This is a genomic window from Mycobacterium sp. (assembly GCF_019247635.1).
Classification (GTDB): Bacteria; Actinomycetota; Actinomycetes; order Mycobacteriales; family Mycobacteriaceae; genus Mycobacterium.
Map to the genome: position 1 here is coordinate 1 of NZ_JAFBAR010000115.1, position 17,673 is coordinate 17,673.

Sequence of the window (17,673 nt, forward strand, 5' to 3'; positions counted from 1 at the left end):
CGGCCTCGGCCCGGGCGGGACCGACGCGCTCCTGGATCAGCGGGGTCAGCGCCGCCCGAAGGTGACGATGCCGACGGGCCCAGGCCTGCGCGGTGCGCCCCCCGGTCAGCTTCAGGCCGATTCCGACTCGACCCCGCGGTACGCCGACCAGTTCGCCCAGTGTGCGGGCCGTCTGCCAGTTCTGCAGCGGCAGGCCGGATTCCACCGAATTTTCCGCCTCCGGGTAGACCCTCACGATCTCCCGCACCAGGATCGTCTCGGTGCCTTCCCGCAGCGCGTCTTCGGTCAGCTCCACCGACGTGTGGATCCGCGCGGCCTTGACCTGAATCCCCAAAAACACCGTCACCAGCACCAGAAAGAGCGCCGGGACCACGAGATCGACGCCGTGCCCGCCCGACCTCTCGATCAGGATCAGCGTCACGGCCGCGGCCGGGCCGGCCAGCAACCACCACCAGCTGGCGCCGGGTTCGCGAAACAACGGCCGGTCCTCGGTATCCCCGGCGCCCGCCGCTCGTGTCATGTGCCCGCTCGTGTCATGTGCCGCCTCGTGTCATGTGAAGCCTCCGTCACGCAAGCCAATTCGCCACATCCGCGGCCCAATAGGTGAGCACGATGTCGGCTCCCGCACGCCGGATGCTGGTCAACGCTTCCAAAGCCGCGGCTTGCCCGTCGATCCAGTTATTCGCGGCCGCCGCACAAATCATCGTGTACTCGCCCGACACCTGATAGGCGGCCACCGGAACCGAGGACATCGTCGCGGCGGCCGCTACCACGTCCAGGTAACCCAGGGCGGGCTTGACCATGACAATGTCGGCGCCCTCGTCGAGGTCCAGTGCAATCTCGCGCAGCGCCTCGCGCCGGTTGCCCGGCTCCTGCTGGTAGGTGCGCCGGTCCCCGGACAGGCTCGAGCTCACCGCCTGCCGGAACGGGCCGTAGAACGCGGAGGCGAACTTCGCCGCGTAGGCCAGGATCACCACGTCGGTGTGGCCGGCGGCGTCCAGGCCGTCGCGGATCGCACCCACCTGGCCGTCCATCATCCCGCTCGGACCGACCACGTGGGCACCCGATTCCGCTTGTGCGACAGCAAGCTTCACGTAGCTCGCCACGGTAGCGTCGTTATCGACACGGCCCCGTTCGTCGAGCACGCCGCAGTGGCCGTGGTCGGTGAACTCGTCGAGGCACGTATCGGCCATCAGCACCGTCGCGTCGCCCAGATCCTTGGCCAGATCGCGAAGCGCGACGTTGAGGATGCCGTCGGGATCGGCACCGGCCGAACCGATCTCGTCCTTGTCCTGTTCGCGAGGCACACCGAACAGCATCAGCCCGCCGACGCCGGCGGCGACGGCATCGGCGGCGGCGTTGCGCAGCGAGTCGCGGGTATGCTGCACCACGCCCGGCATAGACGGGATCGGCCGCGGTTCGTCGATACCGTCAGCGACGAACATCGGCAGCACCAAATTCCTTGGTTCCAAGGTGGTTTGGGCCACCAGGCGACGCATCGCGGGGGTGGAGCGGAGCCGACGCGGGCGCTGCCGCGGGTAGGGGCTAGGTCTCATGGCGGCGACCCAGGGCGCCACTAGCGCCTGCGGCTCTTCTTGCGCGGTGGCGGCAGCGCTCCCTCGGCGCGCAATCGCGCGGCATGTTCGGCCAGCGCGTCAACCAACGGTCCGACCGCGGCGGTGTCGGGCTGGACGTCAACCCGCAAGCCGAACTCGGCGGCGGTTTCGGCGGTCTTGGGACCGATGCAGGCGATGATCGTTCGCGCGTGCGGCTTGCCGGCGATGCCCACCAGATTTCGCACCGTGGAGCTCGACGTGAAGCACACCGCGTCGAAGCCCCCGGTCTTGATCATTTCGCGGGTGGTGGCCGGCGGGGGGGCGGCACGCACCGTCCGGTAGGCGGTGACATCCTCGATCTCCCAGCCGCGCTCGCGAAGTCCCTCGGCCAGGGTTTCGGTGGCGATGTCGGCACGCGGCAGCAGCACCCGGTTCACCGGGTCGAAAATGCTGTCGTAGGGCGGGAATTCGTCAAGCAGGCCCAGCGAGGACTGTTCGCCGGACGGCACCAGCTCGGGGCTGATCCCGAAGGCCCGGACCCGGTCGGCGGTCGATTCGCCGACGCAGGCGATCTTGACCCCGGAGAACGCCCGGGCGTCCAGACCGAACTCGCCGAACTTCTCCCACACCGCGCGCACCGCGTTGGTGGAGGTGAACACGACCCACTGGAAGCGGCCGTCGACCAGGCCCTTGACCGCGCGTTCCATCTGCGCGGGGCTGCGCGGCGGCTCGACGGCGATGGTCGGCACCTCGATCGGCAGCGCGCCGTAGGCCGTCAGCCGCTCGCTCATCTCACCGGCCTGGTCCTTGGTGCGTGGCACCAGCACCGTCCAGCCGTACAGCGCCCGGCTCTCCCACCAGTTCAGCTTCGCGCGGCTGGCCACGGTTTTGCCGATGGTCACCACCAGGGGTCCGGCCTGTGGGTCGGACCCGATCGCCGACGAACCCGCCGGATCGGTGCCACCCAGCACGGCCGGGTCGGTCAGTCCCTGCAGCGTCGTTTCGACCGAGCGCTGCTGGCAGGTGGTGCCCTGCGCGGTCACCACGCAGGGGGTGGTCTCCGCCAGCTCGTGGTCGATCAGGGTGCGGGCGGCTTCGGCCAGATGGGACGCGCTGGCCTGCAGGATCAGCGGACCGGGCGCCGCGGCCAGCGCCTCCCAATCCACGTCGCCGCGCACGTCGGCAACCGTGTGCGAGGAGCCCAGCGGCAGCCCCGCGTAGGTCGGCACGGCGCTGGTGGCCGCCAGGCCGGGCACGATCTCGAGGTGCAGGTGGGCGCGTGCGACCGCGTTGACCTCGGTGATCACCGCATCGACCGACAGTGGATCACCGGCCACCAGTCGCACCACGTCGACGCCCGTTCGGGCCTCGGCGGTCAGCGTCTTGGCCACCTCGGTGGGATCGCCCAGCGCCGGACGGATGTCCGGGCCGCTGGGTACCACCGCTGGTCCGGCGTCGGCGGTCGTCGCGTTCTCGTCGACGGCGGGCGCCGGCCCGGACACGGGCGGCAGGTCCTTGCCGATCAAGGCCAGCACCGGCTCGGGCACGTCGGGGTCCGTGAACACCAGGGCCGCGTTCGCCAACACCGTGGCGGCCCGTGCGGTCAACAGACCCGGGTCGCCCGGGCCGGAGCCCACGAAGGTGATGTGGCCCGGCCTCGGCTTGCGCCCTCGCGTCATCATTGTCGCTCCCACGTATCTACTCGTCACTCAATCTCTGCGGGGTCTTGCCCCGCTCCCCTCATCAGCTCCCGAGCGCCCAGTTCGAACAGCTCCGCCGCGACGGAGAGCCCCAGCTCCCGTGCCCCACCGGAACTGCCGATGCCGGATGCGCGGATCACGTCGGATCCGTCCAGCGCCGCCACGCAGCCGCGTAGCGACAGCTCTTCGAAGACGCGGCCGTCCTCATCGATGGACTCGACCACTTCGGCGATCGCGCCCACCGGTGCGGAGCAACCGGCCTCCAGTTCGGCGAGCAGGGCACGCTCCGCGGTGACCGCCGCGCGGGTGTCGGCGTCGTCCAGTTGCGCCAGCACGGCCGCCAACCGGGCGTCCCCCGCGCGGCACTCGACCGCGAGCGCGCCTTGGGCGGGCGCTGGCAACATCTGCACCGGCTCCAGCGTCTCGGTGACATCGTCGAGACGGCCCAGCCGGGCCAGACCGGCCCGGGCCACCACGACGGCGTCAAGATCACCACTACTTACCCTGTTCAACCTGGTATCTAGGTTGCCTCGTAGGGGGCGGATTTCCAAACCGAGACCCAATGCTCTAAGCTGTGCGGCCCGCCGCGGGGAGGACGTGCCCACCACCGAACCTGCCGGCAACTCCCCGAGCACCAGCCCGTCGCGCGCGACCACCGCGTCACGGGGGTCATCGCGCGGTGGCATCGCCGCGATCGTGAACCTCGGGTCCGGCGCAGTCGGCAAATCCTTGTGCGAGTGCACAGCCACGTCGACGCGGCCGTCTTCGATGGCTTCCCGCAGCGCCGTGGTGAACACCCCCACGCCGAGCGTTTCGATCGGTGCCGAGGACCGGTCACCGACGGTGCTGATGGTGACCAGCTCCGCGGGGTGGCCGCGGGTGATGAGGGCGTCCCTGATCATCGCGGCTTGGGTGGTCGCCAGCAGACTGCCCCGGGTGCCTATCCGGATCACGTGAACCAATCGGACTACTCGGCGGACTGCTCAGGGCTGCCCTGCGCGCCACCGGTGTCGTGCGCGCTCGCATCGAATTCGCTTGACACGACTGGCAATTCACCCGCGGCGACGGCAGCTACGGAGTCTATGGCGGTCTGGTCGAGTTCGAACAATTCGCGCAGCGCCTCGGCGTAGCTGTCACCGCCGGGCGCGCTGGCCAGCTGCTTGATCCGCACGGTGGGCGCGTGCAGCAGCTTGTCAACCACCCGCCGCACGGTGCGCGCCACCTCTTCGCGCTCGGTGCTCTGCAAACCGGGGAGCCGGTTGTCCAGGCGCAGCAACTCCGCTTCGACCACGTCGGCGGCGCGCTGGCGCAGCGCCGTGACCGTCGGAGTGACCTCGGCCATGCGCTGCCCGGCCAGGTAGCCGGCAACCTCGGCCGCCACGATGTGGCGGGCGGCGGTGACGTCGGCAGCGGCGGCGTGGGCCGACGGCTCGTGCTGCACGCGGTCCACGTCGATGACCCACACACCGGGCAGTCCGGCCACCGCGGGATCGACGTCGCGGGGCATGCCCAGGTCGCAGATCACCAGCGGGTGGGCGCTCTCATCAACACTCGAGCGATGTGCGGCGGCCAACGCGTGGTGCACGTCGGCCAGCGAGACCACGGGGCTCACCGCGCCGGTGCAGCTGACCACCAGATCGGCATCCCGCAGGGCGTCGGCCATGCGGTCCAGCGTCAAAGCGCTGGCCTGGACCCCGGATTCGCGGATCTTGTGGGCCAGCCGCTGGGCCCGGGACGGCGAGCGGTTGAGCACCAGCACGCGCCCGATGCCGGCCCGCGTCAGGTGCGCGGCGGACAACGCGCCCATCGCTCCGGCGCCGATCACCACCGCGGTCTTACCCGCCAGGCCGCCCGGCTGGCGCTCGGCCATCCCCAACGCGACCGACACCACCGAGGCGCCGGCGGCATCGATGGCCGTTTCGGAGTGCACCCGCTTGCCCACCGACAGCGCTCGCTGGGCCAGCTCGTGCAGCACCCGACCGACGGTGTGGTTGGCCTCGGCCGCCGCGTAGGCGCGCCGCACCTGGCCGAGCACCTGCTGCTCGCCGACCACCGCCGAATCGAGGCCACTGGCAACGGCAAACAGGTGCTCGACGGCGGCCTCGCTGTAGCGGACGTAGGCGTATTGCGTCAGATCGCCCATCGACATCCCGGAGTATTCGGACAGCACCTGCCCGATCACCGAAAGACCGCCGTGAAAGGCGTCCACCACGGCATAGACCTCGACCCGGTTACACGTCGATAGCACCATGGCCTCGGTGACCAGCGGCGACTGCATAACCCGGTCCACGATCTTGACCTGATCGGATTCGTCGATGCTGAGTTGCTCCAGGACGGAGACCGGCGCACTGCGGTGCGAAACCCCGAAGAGCAGGATGCTCACGGCAGCATCACCTGACCAGCTCCCTTGCTTTCATCAGTGAACTGCTGTCTACGGTAATCGTTGAGCTGGTGGGCCACCAAATAACGGGCTGTGGTCCAGTCCAGGTCCACTCACGGTGCCGTCGGCGCCGCCAGATCGGCGCGCAGCCGGGGCTCGTCGATCTCCCAGTAACTGTGCTCGCGGCCGTCCAGCAGGATCACCGGCAGCCGGTCGCCGAACTCGGCCCGCAGCCGGGGGTTTCCCATCGTGGCCGCCTGGTCGACATCGGTCATAGACAAGTCGAATCCCAGCTCAGCGGCCAATTCGGCCAGCCGAAAGTGCGCCCGTTCGCAGATCGTGCACCCGGCGCGGGTCAACAGCTCCACCACGGGTCGTGTCATGGCCACCAGTGTGGCATCCAAGTCACCCAGAAGGTGAGTTGTGACCCCGCGCTGGCCTCGTTAGGTTGCGGCCGTGGCCGCTGACGACGACCTGGTCCGGGTACAAGGCCTGTTGGCCGAGCTCGACGACCAGATCAGGCACATGCTGAGCGGCACGGGAGGGGGTGCCTGCGGCGGCGCGCGGGAGTTGTGGCACCGCGCTGCCGGCGAGCTGGAGGTGGGGTTGTCGATGCTGGCCAGGTTGGTCCCCCAGGGCGGGCAGGCGCGGCGGCGCGGCGACCATGCGTGAGTCGTTTCGGGTCGATCCCGAAGCGCTGGCCGACGCGGTCGCGCGGATGACCGAGCTGCACCGCCGCGCCGAAACCATGCTCGGCGAAATCGAAGCTCTGGTAACCAATCTCGATGCGGCGCGGTCAGGCCGACGGGCGGCGGCCCATGCGGAAGCGCACCGGCACTGGGCCCGCGGTGAGGCACTGATGCGCGAGGCCTTGGCGGTCCTGTTGACTCCCCACGCGTGACGGGCGCGCGGCCGGCGCTGGCAGCCGCCCAGGACCGATAGGGTTGATTACCGGGCTACAGCGATTACGGAGGTTTGTAGATGGCTTCCTCTGACCCAGGCAGTGCGGATACCACCGGTCGCATCGACCTGGAGTCGCTGGCCGACAATGCCAGCGCCAGCCGTGCGCTCGCCGACCTGCAGGCGGCGGCCGCCGCCGACGAGAGTCCAGCGCAACCGCCGGTCGACCTGACCGCCGCAGCATTCTTCGACGTGGACAACACCCTGGTGCAGGGTTCGTCGGCGGTGCATTTCGGCCGCGGGCTGGCCGCGCGCGACTATTTCACGTATCGCGATGTGCTCGGATTCCTCTACGCGCAGGCCAAGTTTCAGCTTCTCGGAAAGGAGAACAGCAACGACGTCGCCGCCGGCCGACGCAAAGCGCTGGCGTTCATCGAGGGCCGCTCTGTCGAACAACTGATCGCGCTGGGCGAAGAGATCTACGACGAAATCATCGCCGACAAGATCTGGGCCGGCAGCCGCGAGCTCACGCAGATGCATCTCGATGCCGGCCAGCAGGTTTGGCTGATCACCGCCACGCCCTACGAACTCGCGGCCACGATCGCGCGCCGGCTCGGGCTGACCGGCGCCCTGGGCACGGTCGCCGAGTCGGTCGACGGGGTGTTCACCGGCAGGTTGGTCGGCGAGATCTTGCACGGCAGCGGCAAAGCTCACGCGGTGCGGTCGCTGGCAATACGAGAGGGCCTGAACCTTAAGCGCTGCACGGCGTATTCCGACAGCTACAACGACGTTCCCATGCTCTCGCTGGTGGGCACCGCCGTCGCCATCAATCCGGATGCGCGTCTGCGCAGCCTGGCGCGGGAACGGGGCTGGGAGATCCGCGATTTCCGAACCGCCCGCAAGGCGGCCCGGATCGGGGTGCCGTCGGCGTTGGCGCTCGGCGCGGCCGGCGGCGCGCTGGCGGCGCTGGCGTCCCGCCGCCAATCACGCTGATAAGCTGCGCCGCTAGCGACCATTCGAGCGGAGAGCGGCAGGCGCATGACAACTCCCGAAGGAGCCCAAGGACTCATCGGCAAGCACTACCGGCAGCAGGACCACTTCTTGGTCGGACGCGAGAAAATCCGTGAGTTCGCAGCCTCGATTCAGGACGATCACCCGATGCACTACAGCGAGGCTGAGGCCATCGACGCGGGCTACGCCGGCGTCGTGGCTCCGCTGACTTTCTTGGCCGTCGCCGGCAGGCGCGTGCAGCTGGAGATCTTCACCAAGTTCAACATCCCAATCAACATCGCCCGCGTCGTTCATCGGGACCAGAAGTTCCGGTTCCACCGGCCGATCGTGGCGCGCGATAAGCTACACTTCGACACCTATCTGGATTCGGTGATCGAATCCCACGGCACCGTGATCGCTGAAATTCGCAGCGAAGTCACAGACGCCGCGGGCAAACCGGTGGTCACCAGCGTCGTTACGATGCTGGGTGAGGCCGCGCACCAGGATGCCGGCGCTGAAGAAACCGTCGCCGCGATCGCATCGATATGAAAGGCGAAATATATGGCTGCGAAGAGCCAACCGGCTGAGGACACCGGAGTACAACTCAAGCCACCTGTCGAAGCAGTTCGGTCTCACTACGACAAATCGAACGAGTTCTTCAAGCTCTGGCTCGACCCGTCGATGACCTATAGCTGTGCGTACTTCGAAGAGCGTCCGAACATGACGTTGGAGGAGGCGCAGTACGCCAAGCGCAAGCTCGCGTTGGACAAACTGAACCTCGAGCCTGGCATGACCCTGCTCGACATCGGCTGCGGCTGGGGCTCGACCATGCGGCACGCGGTGCAGGAGTACGACGTCAACGTGATCGGGTTGACCCTGAGCGAGAACCAGTACGCCCACGATGTGGAGAAGTTCAAGGAGGTGGACAGCTCCCGGCGGAAAGAGGTGCGGATCCAAGGCTGGGAGGAGTTCGACGAGCCGATCGACCGCATCGTGTCGCTGGGGGCGTTCGAGCACTTCGCGGACGGCGCGGGGGACGCGGGATACGAGCGTTACGCGACGTTCTTCAAGAAGTTCTACAGCTTGCTGCCTGACGACGGCCGGATGCTGCTGCACACGATCGTGGTGCCCACCGCCGAGGAGGCCAAAGAGCGCGGCCTGAAGACGACGATGACCCTGTTGCGGTTCATCAGTTTCATCCTCAAGGAGATCTTCCCGGGCGGTAAATTGCCCCAGATCGACCAGGTCGACCACTACTCGACCCAGGCGGGTTTCAAGATCGAGCGCCATCACAAGATCGGACCGAACTACGTTCCGACGTTGACCGCCTGGGCGGACGCGCTCGAGGCCCACAAGGAAGAGGCCATCGCCCTGAAGGGGCAGGAGACCTACGACATCTACATGCACTATTTACGGGGTTGCTCGGACCTGTTCCGCGACGGCTACACGAACGTCTGCCAGTTCACCCTGGTCAAATAGTTTTTGACGCAGCGCCCCGGTGCCAGAAAGGCGGCGGGGCGCTCTGTCGTCAGCCGAAGAAAATATTGCGACGGCCGGCCAATAGCCGGTAAAGGGTTTGCTGAATCGTCTCGCGAACCTGGTCGGTCAGGTCGAAGGTGACCATCGGGTCCTCGGCGTCGCCGGGCGCGTAGTCCGCCGTCTGGATCGGCTCACCGAACGCGATACGCCACTTCGACGGCAGCGGCACCAGCCCGGCCGGGCCGGCCAACGGGAACAGCGGCGTGACCGGGAAGTAGGGCAGGCCGAACAGCCGCGCCAGCAGTTTGACGTCGGTCAGCATCGGATAGATCTCCTCCGAGCCGACGATCGAGCACGGCACGATCGGCGCTTTGGTGCGCAACGCCGCCGATACGAAGCCGCCGCGACCGAACCGCTGCAGCCGGTAACGGTCCTCGAACTTCTTGCCCAGCCCCTTGTAACCCTCCGGGAAGACGGCGGTCAGTTCCCCGGAGGCGAGCAGCCGGTGGGCGTCGGTGGTGCAGGCCATGGTGTGTCCCGCCCTCCGGGCGGCTTCGCCCACCACGGGCAGGTCGAACACCATGTCGGCGGCCAGCAGCCGCAGGTCACGGTGCGCCGGATGCTCGTCGTGCACGGCCACCGACAGCATCAGCCCGTCGAATGGCAACACACCGGCGTGGTTGGCGACCAACAGTGCGGCACCGTCCTCCGGGAGGTTCTCGACGCCGCTGACTTCGACCCGGAACCACGAGTTGAAGAAGAACCTCAGCAAAGGCCGAACGATCGCGTCGTTGAAATGCGGATCGAACCCGAATTCGTCTACGTTGTAGTCGCCGGTCAGCCGTTGGCGGAGAAATCCGGCAACCGCGGCGACCCGCTGGGCGAGATCGTTCAGCGGCGCAGCGCCAGCTGTCGACGCACCCGCGACACGTCGGTGCTCATCGATTTCGCGGACGACTGCAGCGACCTGTTCGGACGAAGCGCGACCCTGCGGATCAGTAAGCAGCGAGGGATGCTGACGGGACTTCGATGACCGTTGGTCAGCACGCTTACGGGCAGCTACCCGACTCCGATTCGTGTGCAGTGGAATGACATTCGCTCTGGATTCACCCGCCACGTCATCTACTCAAATCTATCTGCCCCGACCCATGGAATTGGATTTCTGCTTCCCACGCGCTGCGCCAGCGCGACGGCACGATCCTCCCAGGAGCGTACCCGATGTGGGTCGATTATGGGAGTGAGGCCGCGGCCGCGGAGGTAGTCGTCGAAGGCTTCAGCCGTAGTCCACTTAGGCTGGTAGCCCAGTTCCAAGACCATTCGACTGGTTTCCATTACCCTGCCATAACTGAGGTAATTAAATTGCTCTCGATTGATTTCGGTGTAACGATTAGCTCGCCGCAGCGAATCAAGGGCCCACACCCCGAACCCGGGTACCGGCAGCGGAATCCGGCCCGCCCGACGGATCGCCTGCGACAGCATGATGATCCCGCTCGCGCCGATGTTGAAGGTGCCGGCCTTGCCGGCCATGGCCGCGCGCTCCAGCGCACCCAGCGCGTCCTGCTCGTGCAGCAGCTGTAACCGCGCGTCGCGGCCGAACATCGTCGGCACCAATGGCCCAGCCAGATAACGGGACAATGTGGTGTCCATCGCCGGACCGATCAAGTTGGCCAGCCGCAGGATGGTTACCGCGATGTCGGACCTGCGCCGACCGAGCCCGCGCACGTAACCCTCGATGTCGAGGCTGTCCTTGGCAAACCCCCCGCGCAGCGGGCGCCGGCTGCTGCTGTTCTCGGTGAACATCACCGGATCGTGTGCGCTGGATCCGTAAACCTCGGAGGTCGACTTGAGCACCACCCGACGCACCGAGGGCGCCTTCTGACAGGCCGCGAACAGTTGCATCGCACCCATCACGTTGATTTCCTTCAGCGCCGCGCTGCCGCCCGATCGCGGCGCGTACGACGCCGCCGCCGCGTGCACCACGGTGTCGACGTCGCCGTTTCGAATCACCTTGGCAATAAAGGGGTTACGAATATCGGCACGAACGAATTCGGCTCGGCCCATGCGCCGCAGCATGTCCTTGCTGGGGGCTATCGCATCCACCGCGATGACGGTGTTGATCAAGGGATTCTGCGCCAGCCGGGCGGTCAGGTAGCCCCCCAGAAACCGACAGGCGCCGGTGACCAGCACCACCTTGGGGTAGTGCACGGTGTCGCTTGTTGCGGAGTCTCCCGGGCCGTTCCCCGTATTCGTGGCATCCACTTGGACAGCCTAGCCGCCAGGCGAAACGGCGGCATTACGGTGGGTGACGGTCGGTGCGGGGGTTACTTACCGAGTTTTCTGCGCTGAACCCGGGTGCGACGCAGCAGCTTGCGGTGCTTCTTCTTCGACATGCGCTTGCGCCGCTTCTTGATTACAGAACCCATGAACTCCGCTATCTGACCTGTGACCGCTTCTCACTGACTGCAAAAGGACTCAGCCACAATACCCGGCCGGCAGCGCAGAACACCAAACCAGCCGCGCAGCGGGCCGCGCGGTCGGGGCGGGTCTGAGTCAGCCGGCGTCGAAGTAGGACGTTTCCAGCATGTCGTGGACGGCCTTGGCATGCACCCGGAACGACCGCCCGACCCGGACCGCGGGCAGCTCGCCGTTGTGCACCAGCCGATACACCGTCATTTTGGACACCCGCATCAGCGCCGCCACCTCAGCCACGGTGAGAAACTGTGTCCTGGCCTGCTGGCCCTCCAGGGAGCCGGTATCCCGCGCCTTACCTGCGGATTCTCGCGCCGATGGCCCGTTCGTAGACGTCATCGCAACCCAATCGTGTCAGGCACCCGCAACCCCAGCGGCTTCCCCTCCGCTGGCACCAACGCGTGCATACAAAGAGGAGAATAGCGGGACCAGTGGGGTTACTGGTACTGGTGGGGGATAATCATTTTGGAATTTTTAAATTATTCCGATGTAATTCTTAGCTGCTCAGAACGCCTTTTGGCGGCCTGGACGGCGGCATCGACAGCCGCCCGCAGCCCGCCCCGCTCGAGTTCGCGCAGCCCAGCGGCGGTAGTGCCGCCCGGCGACGTCACCGTCGCGCGAAGTTGCGCGGCCGTGGTGTCCGGGCGCATGCCCTGAGGCTCGGCGTCGGCCGTTCGCCGGTCGGCATCCATACGCTCGAGCAACATCGCCGCCGAGCCGGCCATTGTCTGAGCGGTCAGGTCTGAGGCCACGTCACGGGTCAGCCCAGCCGCCACGCCGGCATCCACCATTGCCTCCACCATCAGGAAGAAGTACGCCGGACCCGAACCCGACAACGCGGTCACCGTGTCCAGGTGCTGCTCGGAAATCGTCACCACGCCGCCCACCGCATCGAACAACGCCGAGACCTCCTCGAGCTGTTCGGCGGTCACGAACCGACCCTTGGCCAGCGCGGTAACGCCCGCGCCCACCAGTGCCGCCGCGTTCGGCATTGCCCGCACTACCGGGGTCCCGGCCGGCAGCCTGGACTCGAAGTAGGTGATTCCGACACCGGCCGCGACGGTGACGAAAACGGGTTCGGCGCTGTCGTTTTCGGCTGCCGCGGCCGCCCGGGCCAGCTCCCCGATCACCGACTCGACGTCGGCGGGCTTGACCGCGACGACCACGAACGTCGCGTTCTCCACCGCTTCGTTCAGCGACGTCACCAACACCGAATAGGTTTCCGCCAGGTACTTGGCCCGCTCCGGCACCCGTTCGGCCACCACCAGGTCTTTCACCCGGCGTCCGGCCCGCAGCAGACCCGACAGCAGTGCCTCACCGATGTTGCCGCCGCCCACGATTGCGATTCGTGCCATGTCGCAAAGCATCGCAGACCGCCCGGCACCGGGGCCGTGTGCCCCGCAAGGTTCGGTTAGCCGTGGGCCCCGGGGTTCCCGGACAGTAACCCGCGTTGGCCACCGTTTCCGCCTGGCCCGATGTCTGTGCTGGGAAAGCCGATACCGCCGGCACCGCCGTTGCCGCCGTCGCCGATCAAGAAGGCGTTGCCCCCGTTGCCACCGGCCCCACCGCTGCCGCCGATGATGTTGATGCCACCGGCACCACCGCCCCCGCCGTTGCCGTAGAAAAAGCCACCGTTGCCGCCGCCGCCGCCGCTGCCGGCGGGGTCGGGACCGGCCGTGAGCCCGCCACCCCCGCCGGAGCCACCGTTGCCGAACAGGCCGGCATCCCCGCCCCGCCCACCGCTTTGATTGGTGCCTCCGGCCGCCCCGCTGCCGCCGTTACCCCACAGAATCCCGCCGTCTTGACCATTGGCCCCCGGCGTCGCTCCGTTTGCGCCGTCACCGATCAGCGGGCGATTCAGCAGCGCCTCGAACGGAGCATTGATCGCGGACAGCAGCGGGTTGGCGTTGGCCGAATCGGCGGTGGCGTATTGCTGGGCACCGCCACCCAAAAGCTGGACGAAGTCCTGATGAAAAGCCGCGGCCTGGGCGCTAAGCGCCTGATAGGCCTGCCCGTGCGCTCCGAACACCGAGGCGATGGCCGCCGACACCTCGTCGGCGGCGGCTGCCGTCACGCTCGATGTCGGCACCGCCGCCGCCGAGTTGGCCGAGCCGATCGCCGAACCGACATTCGCCAAATCCGCGGCCGCGGCTGTCACAACTCCCGGCGCCACCGAGACAAACGACATCTGAACCCTTTCGTTGGAAGAGCTAGCTGGCGGCCCCGGCGATTCCCGAGATCAGTTCGAGCCAGTCCAGGACGAGCAAAGCGTATCGTCGCTGGCCGGGATCGACCAGGCCCATTGCCGGAAAAGCCATGTTCGGGGAAAAGCCATGTTGCCGCCTCCCGCGCTTTCGAGACCGGCGGCCGGACCGGGCCAGCGGCACGCGCGCCTCGGAGGCTAGCGGGCGGCAGGCACCATCGCCAGTTGACGCGCCTGCACGATCAGGCGCCCCTGGCTGTCGACCACGATGTGGTCCTCGTCGAACCAGTCCTGCCCGATCTCGGTGCAGGTGGCGACGATCCGTAGCCAGCCGTCGGCGGGCAGCGCGCGCAGCAGCGCGGTCAGCTGGACGGTGGGCGCCCAGCCGGTGCGGTCCACCGCAAAGGTCACCGGCGCCGACAAATCTCCACACATCAGCGCGAACAGGGTGTCCGGGGCGGCGCCCCGTGGTCGCGCCCACATCTGGATCACCGGCGGCCCCCCGTCAGGCGGCGGTCCCAGTGTCGAGAGCAGCGGCCGGACGTCGCAACCCTCACCCAGGTGCACCAGACCGGCCAGCGGGTGGCCCGGCCCGATCGGTGCCACGTCGTCGGGCGGCTCGGGTGCCATCAGATCCAGCACCGGGTTCGCCGACAACAACGGCGCGTGCTGGTGTTCCGGCTCGCCCAGGGTGACCACGGCATGCACCGCGGCCCGATCGCCCTGCAAAAGCTCGACATCGACCACGCTGATCCGGCGGCCACGCTTGCGGATCGAGGTGATCAACCGCATCACACCAGGATCGGGCGCCGACAGGAAGTTCGTCGATACGGCGACCGGTTCCAGGACGGGTTGCCGCCCGGGCGCCGCGCTGGCGGCGCGGGCGGCGTTGGCACACAGCGCCACCATCGCACCGCCGTGCACCTTGGGCCCGATGGTCCAATGATTATTCAGCTCTGCCTCGAATACCGCACCGCCGGAACGGGTTTCGACCTCACGCAGCGACATCGCGGTGGTAAATGGCGCGTCCATGGTCCCCATAGTTCAGCGCAGCAGGTGGGTGCGGGCGAACTGCAGCGACTCGACCAGCATGGCCTCACGCTCGGTGGCCGAGCGGGCGCTCGAGGTGGAGACCTCCAAGATGACGTGTCCGGCGAAGTCGCCGGCGGCCAACATCTGGCACACCTCGGCGGTGGGCTGCGTGCCGCGCCCGGGCACCAGATGTTCGTCGGCGGGCAGGCCGCTGCCGTCGCACAGGTGCAGGTGCACCAGCCCAGGGCCCATCCGTCGCGCCATCTGCAACGAATCGCTGCCCGCGGTGGCAGTATGCGACAGGTCCAGCGTGTAGTGCTCGTGGTTGCCGTCCAGTGGGTCGTAGGACGGCGAGAACGCCGAGATTGCCGGGCCCGGGCCGCCACCACGCCGACGCATCCGTTCCCGCGATTGATCGACCCCGAAAAACCGGTCCGCGCGGAACGGGAACATGTTTTCCACCGCCACGGTCACGTCGCTGGACGCCTCCAGGGCGGAAACCTGCTCACTAAAGCCCTCCGCATAGCGCCGCTGCCACCGGAACGGTGGATGCACCACCACCGTTTGCGCACCCAACTGCTCGGCGGCCCGCACGCTGCGGTCCAGCTTGGAAATCGGGTTTGACCCCCACACCCGCTGCGAGATCAGCAGACAGGGAGCGTGCACCGACAACACCGGCATGTGGTAGCGCAGGGACAACTTCTGGACGGCATCGATGTCCTGACTGACCGACTCGCTCCACACCATCAGCTCGACCCCGTCGTAGCCGAGCCTGGCCGCGTAGTCGAACGCGGCCTCGGCCCGCAACGGGTACACCGAGGCCGTCGACAGGCCGACTTTGATGGATGGGCGCACAGTCGCAGTTGATGCCTAGCCCGTTTGCAACGACAGCGCCAAAGGTCCCAGGGTGATCAGCGCCCCTACCGCCACCGCGATCAGCGTGCTGGCGATGTCCTCGGTCTTGCGGACCACCCGCACCCCGACCACCAGCCCGAGGATGACCAGCACCGACAGCACCAGCGCCACAACGGGGTTCCAGCGCCACAGCTGGTCGAAGGCGATGAACAGCCCGGCACCGAAGGCCACCGCCAAAATCGACTGCAGCACGACCAGGATGCCGCGCCACACTGCCGAAAGCACGCCCGTCGAGCGGCGCGGCTGCTTGGCTTTGGCGGCCCGGTCGGCGTCGGGTTGCGCCTCGTGGAGCGCCGGCGGGGCCGGCTCGCTGCGGCGCCGAGCCACCTCGTCCGCGAGGGTATCGCCGCCGAACAGCGTGTCTTCCGAAGCCTGCAGGTAGGAGCGCACGTAGGCGGAATCCTCTGCCGGCGGTTCGGCCTCACGCACCTCGGTGTCCATCACGTCGACGGGCTCGTGGGCGTAGTCGTCCATCGGGTCCGGGCTCATGTGCTCGGCGCCGCTCTGGTCGGTCTCACGCTCGGTTTGGCGCAAGGGCCGCGGGTACTCGCTGCGCTCGGGCCCCGACGGACGCCGCACCTGTGGAGCGGATTTGGGCCAGCGCGGCTCGGGTGCCGACCAGTAGGCGGCCTGGTATCCGGCCTGACCCTGCGCTTCGCCGGCGTCTTTGGCCTCCGGGGCGGGCGTTGGCTCGGGCGCCACTTCCGGTTCGGCGGGTTCGGCCACCTGGCTTTCGGCGTCGGCCGCGGGGGCTTCCGGGGTGGGCTCCGCGGACTCGGCATGGTCTTGGTGGTCTTTGTGTCGTTGGTGGTCCTCGTCACGGTAAACCGGAATCTCACCGGTCAGTTCGGCGACGGTGACCGAATCGGCGTCGCCGCGCCGGCGGCGACGGCGCCGGGTGACGGCCGGGGCGCCGATGGTGCCATTTCTGGCCAGCAGCTCAGCTACCGAGATCGGCCGGGAGCTAGGGCTCTCAGAGCTCCCCGTGTCGGTTCCAGTCATGGTTTGTCGCCTCTCGATCGGTTCGCCGCGTTCCGATCAACTACCTGGCCTCTAGCATCTCGCACCGAGGTCTCAACGAGGGCGGTTCCGTCGGCTTCGCTGTCGAGTTTGCGCAAGATGAGACCTTCCCGTAATGCCCACGGGCAGATATCCACGGTATCTATCGACAGCGCTCGCATGCTTGCCTCCGCCACCAGAGCACCAGCCACGATTTGCGGCGCTCGCTCGGCGCTCACCCCTTCCAGTTCGGCACGGTCAACCGCCGTCATCCTAGAGATAAATGCGATGAGCTGCCGCAAGCCGTTGGCCGTCAGGGTCCTTTTCACCATGGGTCCGGCGGCGGACGGCGCCGCGCCGGTCAGCCGAGCCAGCGAGCGAAAGGTCTTCGACGTCGCCACGGCGAGGTCGGGGGCGCCGGCGTCCAGGAGCGTCTCGCTGGCGTCGGCGAGCTCGGCGTCCAGCCAATCCCGCAGCATCGACACCCGGCGCCGCCCTGGCGGGTCGTCGGGCAGCCATTCGCGGGTCAACCGCCCGGCGCCCAGCGGCAGCGACAACGCCACGTCGGGCTCCTCGTCCACGCCACTGGACAGTTCCAGCGAGCCGCCGCCGATGTCGAGGTTGATGATGCGCCCCGCACTCCACCCGTACCACCGCCGGACCGCCAAGAAGGTCAGCCGCGACTCGTCGACGCCGGTCAGCACCTGCAGCTCCACACCGGCCTCCTTGCGGATCCGGGCCAGCACGTCGTCGGAATTCTCGGCATCGCGGACCGCGGAGGTGGCGAAGGCCATCAGCTCGGAGCAGCCGGAGCTGACCGCGATCTTGGCGAATTCGTCGATGGTGGAAACCAGCTTGTCGGCGCCGCGCCTGGTGAGCTTGCCCGAGCTGTCGGTCGCTTCGGCCAGCCGCAGGGTGGCTTTCGTCGAACTCATCGGCGTCGGATGCCCGCCGCGGTGGGCGTCAACCACCAGCAGATGGACCGTGTTGCTGCCCACGTCGAGCACGCCTAATCGCACGAAAATAAACTACCGGGCGACCGCGGGGACA

Annotated in this window: 19 protein-coding genes and 2 pseudogenes; 5 read left to right on the top strand and 16 right to left on the bottom strand. The window is 67.8% G+C overall.

The window, feature by feature from the left end:
- From JO236_RS19460 to JO236_RS19485, 6 genes are all read right to left on the bottom strand, one after another.
- On the bottom strand, positions 1-520 hold a 520-nt coding region (locus tag JO236_RS19460), incomplete at its 3' end, for a DUF3093 domain-containing protein (protein WP_293334234.1).
- A 46-nt stretch (positions 521-566) separates the two neighbouring features.
- Positions 567-1,556 carry a porphobilinogen synthase gene (gene hemB, locus JO236_RS19465; protein ID WP_293334237.1) on the bottom strand — a complete coding sequence of 330 codons (990 nt, stop codon included), beginning with the start codon at positions 1,554-1,556 and terminating at the stop codon, positions 567-569.
- 20 nt (positions 1,557-1,576) lie between these two features.
- A complete protein-coding gene (locus tag JO236_RS19470) occupies positions 1,577-3,235 on the bottom strand; it encodes a uroporphyrinogen-III synthase (RefSeq protein WP_293334450.1) in 1,659 nt (552 codons plus the stop codon).
- Between the two features lie 26 nt (positions 3,236-3,261).
- Positions 3,262-4,209: a hydroxymethylbilane synthase gene (gene hemC / locus JO236_RS19475; protein WP_293334453.1), complete on the bottom strand. Its 948-nt coding sequence runs from the start codon at positions 4,207-4,209 to the stop codon at positions 3,262-3,264.
- Positions 4,210-4,223: 14 nt separating this feature from the next.
- A complete protein-coding gene (locus JO236_RS19480) occupies positions 4,224-5,639 on the bottom strand; it encodes a glutamyl-tRNA reductase (protein ID WP_293334240.1) in 1,416 nt (471 codons plus the stop codon).
- Positions 5,640-5,749: 110 nt separating this feature from the next.
- Positions 5,750-6,019, bottom strand: coding sequence for a glutaredoxin family protein (locus JO236_RS19485; protein WP_293334243.1), 270 nt, complete (start codon positions 6,017-6,019; stop codon positions 5,750-5,752).
- 73 nt (positions 6,020-6,092) lie between these two features.
- Between JO236_RS19485 and JO236_RS19490 the strand changes: the two genes are divergently transcribed.
- From JO236_RS19490 to cmaA2, 5 genes and pseudogenes are all read left to right on the top strand, one after another.
- Complete coding sequence (locus tag JO236_RS19490; RefSeq protein WP_293334246.1) at positions 6,093-6,308, top strand: hypothetical protein; 216 nt, start codon at positions 6,093-6,095, stop codon at positions 6,306-6,308.
- Positions 6,301-6,519, top strand: a pseudogene (locus JO236_RS19495) (WXG100 family type VII secretion target); the annotation flags it as partial. The gene JO236_RS19490 and the pseudogene JO236_RS19495, both read left to right, overlap by 8 nt.
- A gap of 98 nt (positions 6,520-6,617) precedes the next feature.
- Positions 6,618-7,529, top strand: a complete 912-nt coding sequence (locus tag JO236_RS19500) for an HAD family hydrolase (protein WP_293334249.1) — start codon at positions 6,618-6,620, stop codon at positions 7,527-7,529.
- 45 nt (positions 7,530-7,574) lie between these two features.
- On the top strand, positions 7,575-8,075 hold the full coding sequence (locus JO236_RS19505) for an FAS1-like dehydratase domain-containing protein (RefSeq protein WP_293334252.1): 501 nt from the start codon (positions 7,575-7,577) through the stop codon (positions 8,073-8,075).
- Between the two features lie 12 nt (positions 8,076-8,087).
- Complete coding sequence (gene cmaA2, locus JO236_RS19510; RefSeq protein WP_293334255.1) at positions 8,088-9,005, top strand: cyclopropane mycolic acid synthase CmaA2; 918 nt, start codon at positions 8,088-8,090, stop codon at positions 9,003-9,005.
- 49 nt (positions 9,006-9,054) lie between these two features.
- Here the strand turns inward: cmaA2 and JO236_RS19515 are convergent, their stop codons facing one another.
- The 10 genes and pseudogenes from JO236_RS19515 to JO236_RS19560 form a co-directional block, all read right to left on the bottom strand.
- Positions 9,055-10,122 carry a lysophospholipid acyltransferase family protein gene (locus JO236_RS19515; protein ID WP_293334258.1) on the bottom strand — a complete coding sequence of 356 codons (1,068 nt, stop codon included), beginning with the start codon at positions 10,120-10,122 and terminating at the stop codon, positions 9,055-9,057.
- Positions 10,123-10,127: 5 nt separating this feature from the next.
- A complete protein-coding gene (locus JO236_RS19520; protein ID WP_293334261.1) occupies positions 10,128-11,264 on the bottom strand; it encodes an SDR family oxidoreductase in 1,137 nt (378 codons plus the stop codon).
- 62 nt (positions 11,265-11,326) lie between these two features.
- Positions 11,327-11,428: a 30S ribosomal protein bS22 gene (locus JO236_RS19525; RefSeq protein WP_003402602.1), complete on the bottom strand. Its 102-nt coding sequence runs from the start codon at positions 11,426-11,428 to the stop codon at positions 11,327-11,329.
- Between the two features lie 127 nt (positions 11,429-11,555).
- On the bottom strand, positions 11,556-11,813 hold the full coding sequence (locus JO236_RS19530) for a cell division/environmental response transcriptional regulator (protein ID WP_293334264.1): 258 nt from the start codon (positions 11,811-11,813) through the stop codon (positions 11,556-11,558).
- 140 nt (positions 11,814-11,953) lie between these two features.
- Complete coding sequence (gene proC, locus JO236_RS19535) at positions 11,954-12,829, bottom strand: pyrroline-5-carboxylate reductase (RefSeq protein WP_293334267.1); 876 nt, start codon at positions 12,827-12,829, stop codon at positions 11,954-11,956.
- A 59-nt stretch (positions 12,830-12,888) separates the two neighbouring features.
- A pseudogene (locus JO236_RS19540) lies at positions 12,889-13,662 on the bottom strand (PE family protein); the annotation flags it as partial.
- 213 nt (positions 13,663-13,875) lie between these two features.
- Complete coding sequence (locus JO236_RS19545) at positions 13,876-14,709, bottom strand: thioesterase family protein (protein WP_293334270.1); 834 nt, start codon at positions 14,707-14,709, stop codon at positions 13,876-13,878.
- Between the two features lie 12 nt (positions 14,710-14,721).
- Complete coding sequence (locus JO236_RS19550; protein WP_293334272.1) at positions 14,722-15,564, bottom strand: sugar phosphate isomerase/epimerase family protein; 843 nt, start codon at positions 15,562-15,564, stop codon at positions 14,722-14,724.
- A gap of 15 nt (positions 15,565-15,579) precedes the next feature.
- On the bottom strand, positions 15,580-16,626 hold the full coding sequence (locus JO236_RS19555) for a hypothetical protein (protein ID WP_293334274.1): 1,047 nt from the start codon (positions 16,624-16,626) through the stop codon (positions 15,580-15,582).
- A complete protein-coding gene (locus JO236_RS19560) occupies positions 16,623-17,642 on the bottom strand; it encodes a Ppx/GppA phosphatase family protein (RefSeq protein WP_293334277.1) in 1,020 nt (339 codons plus the stop codon). Before JO236_RS19560 ends, JO236_RS19555 begins: the two co-directional genes overlap by 4 nt.
- Positions 17,643-17,673 lie beyond the last annotated feature (31 nt).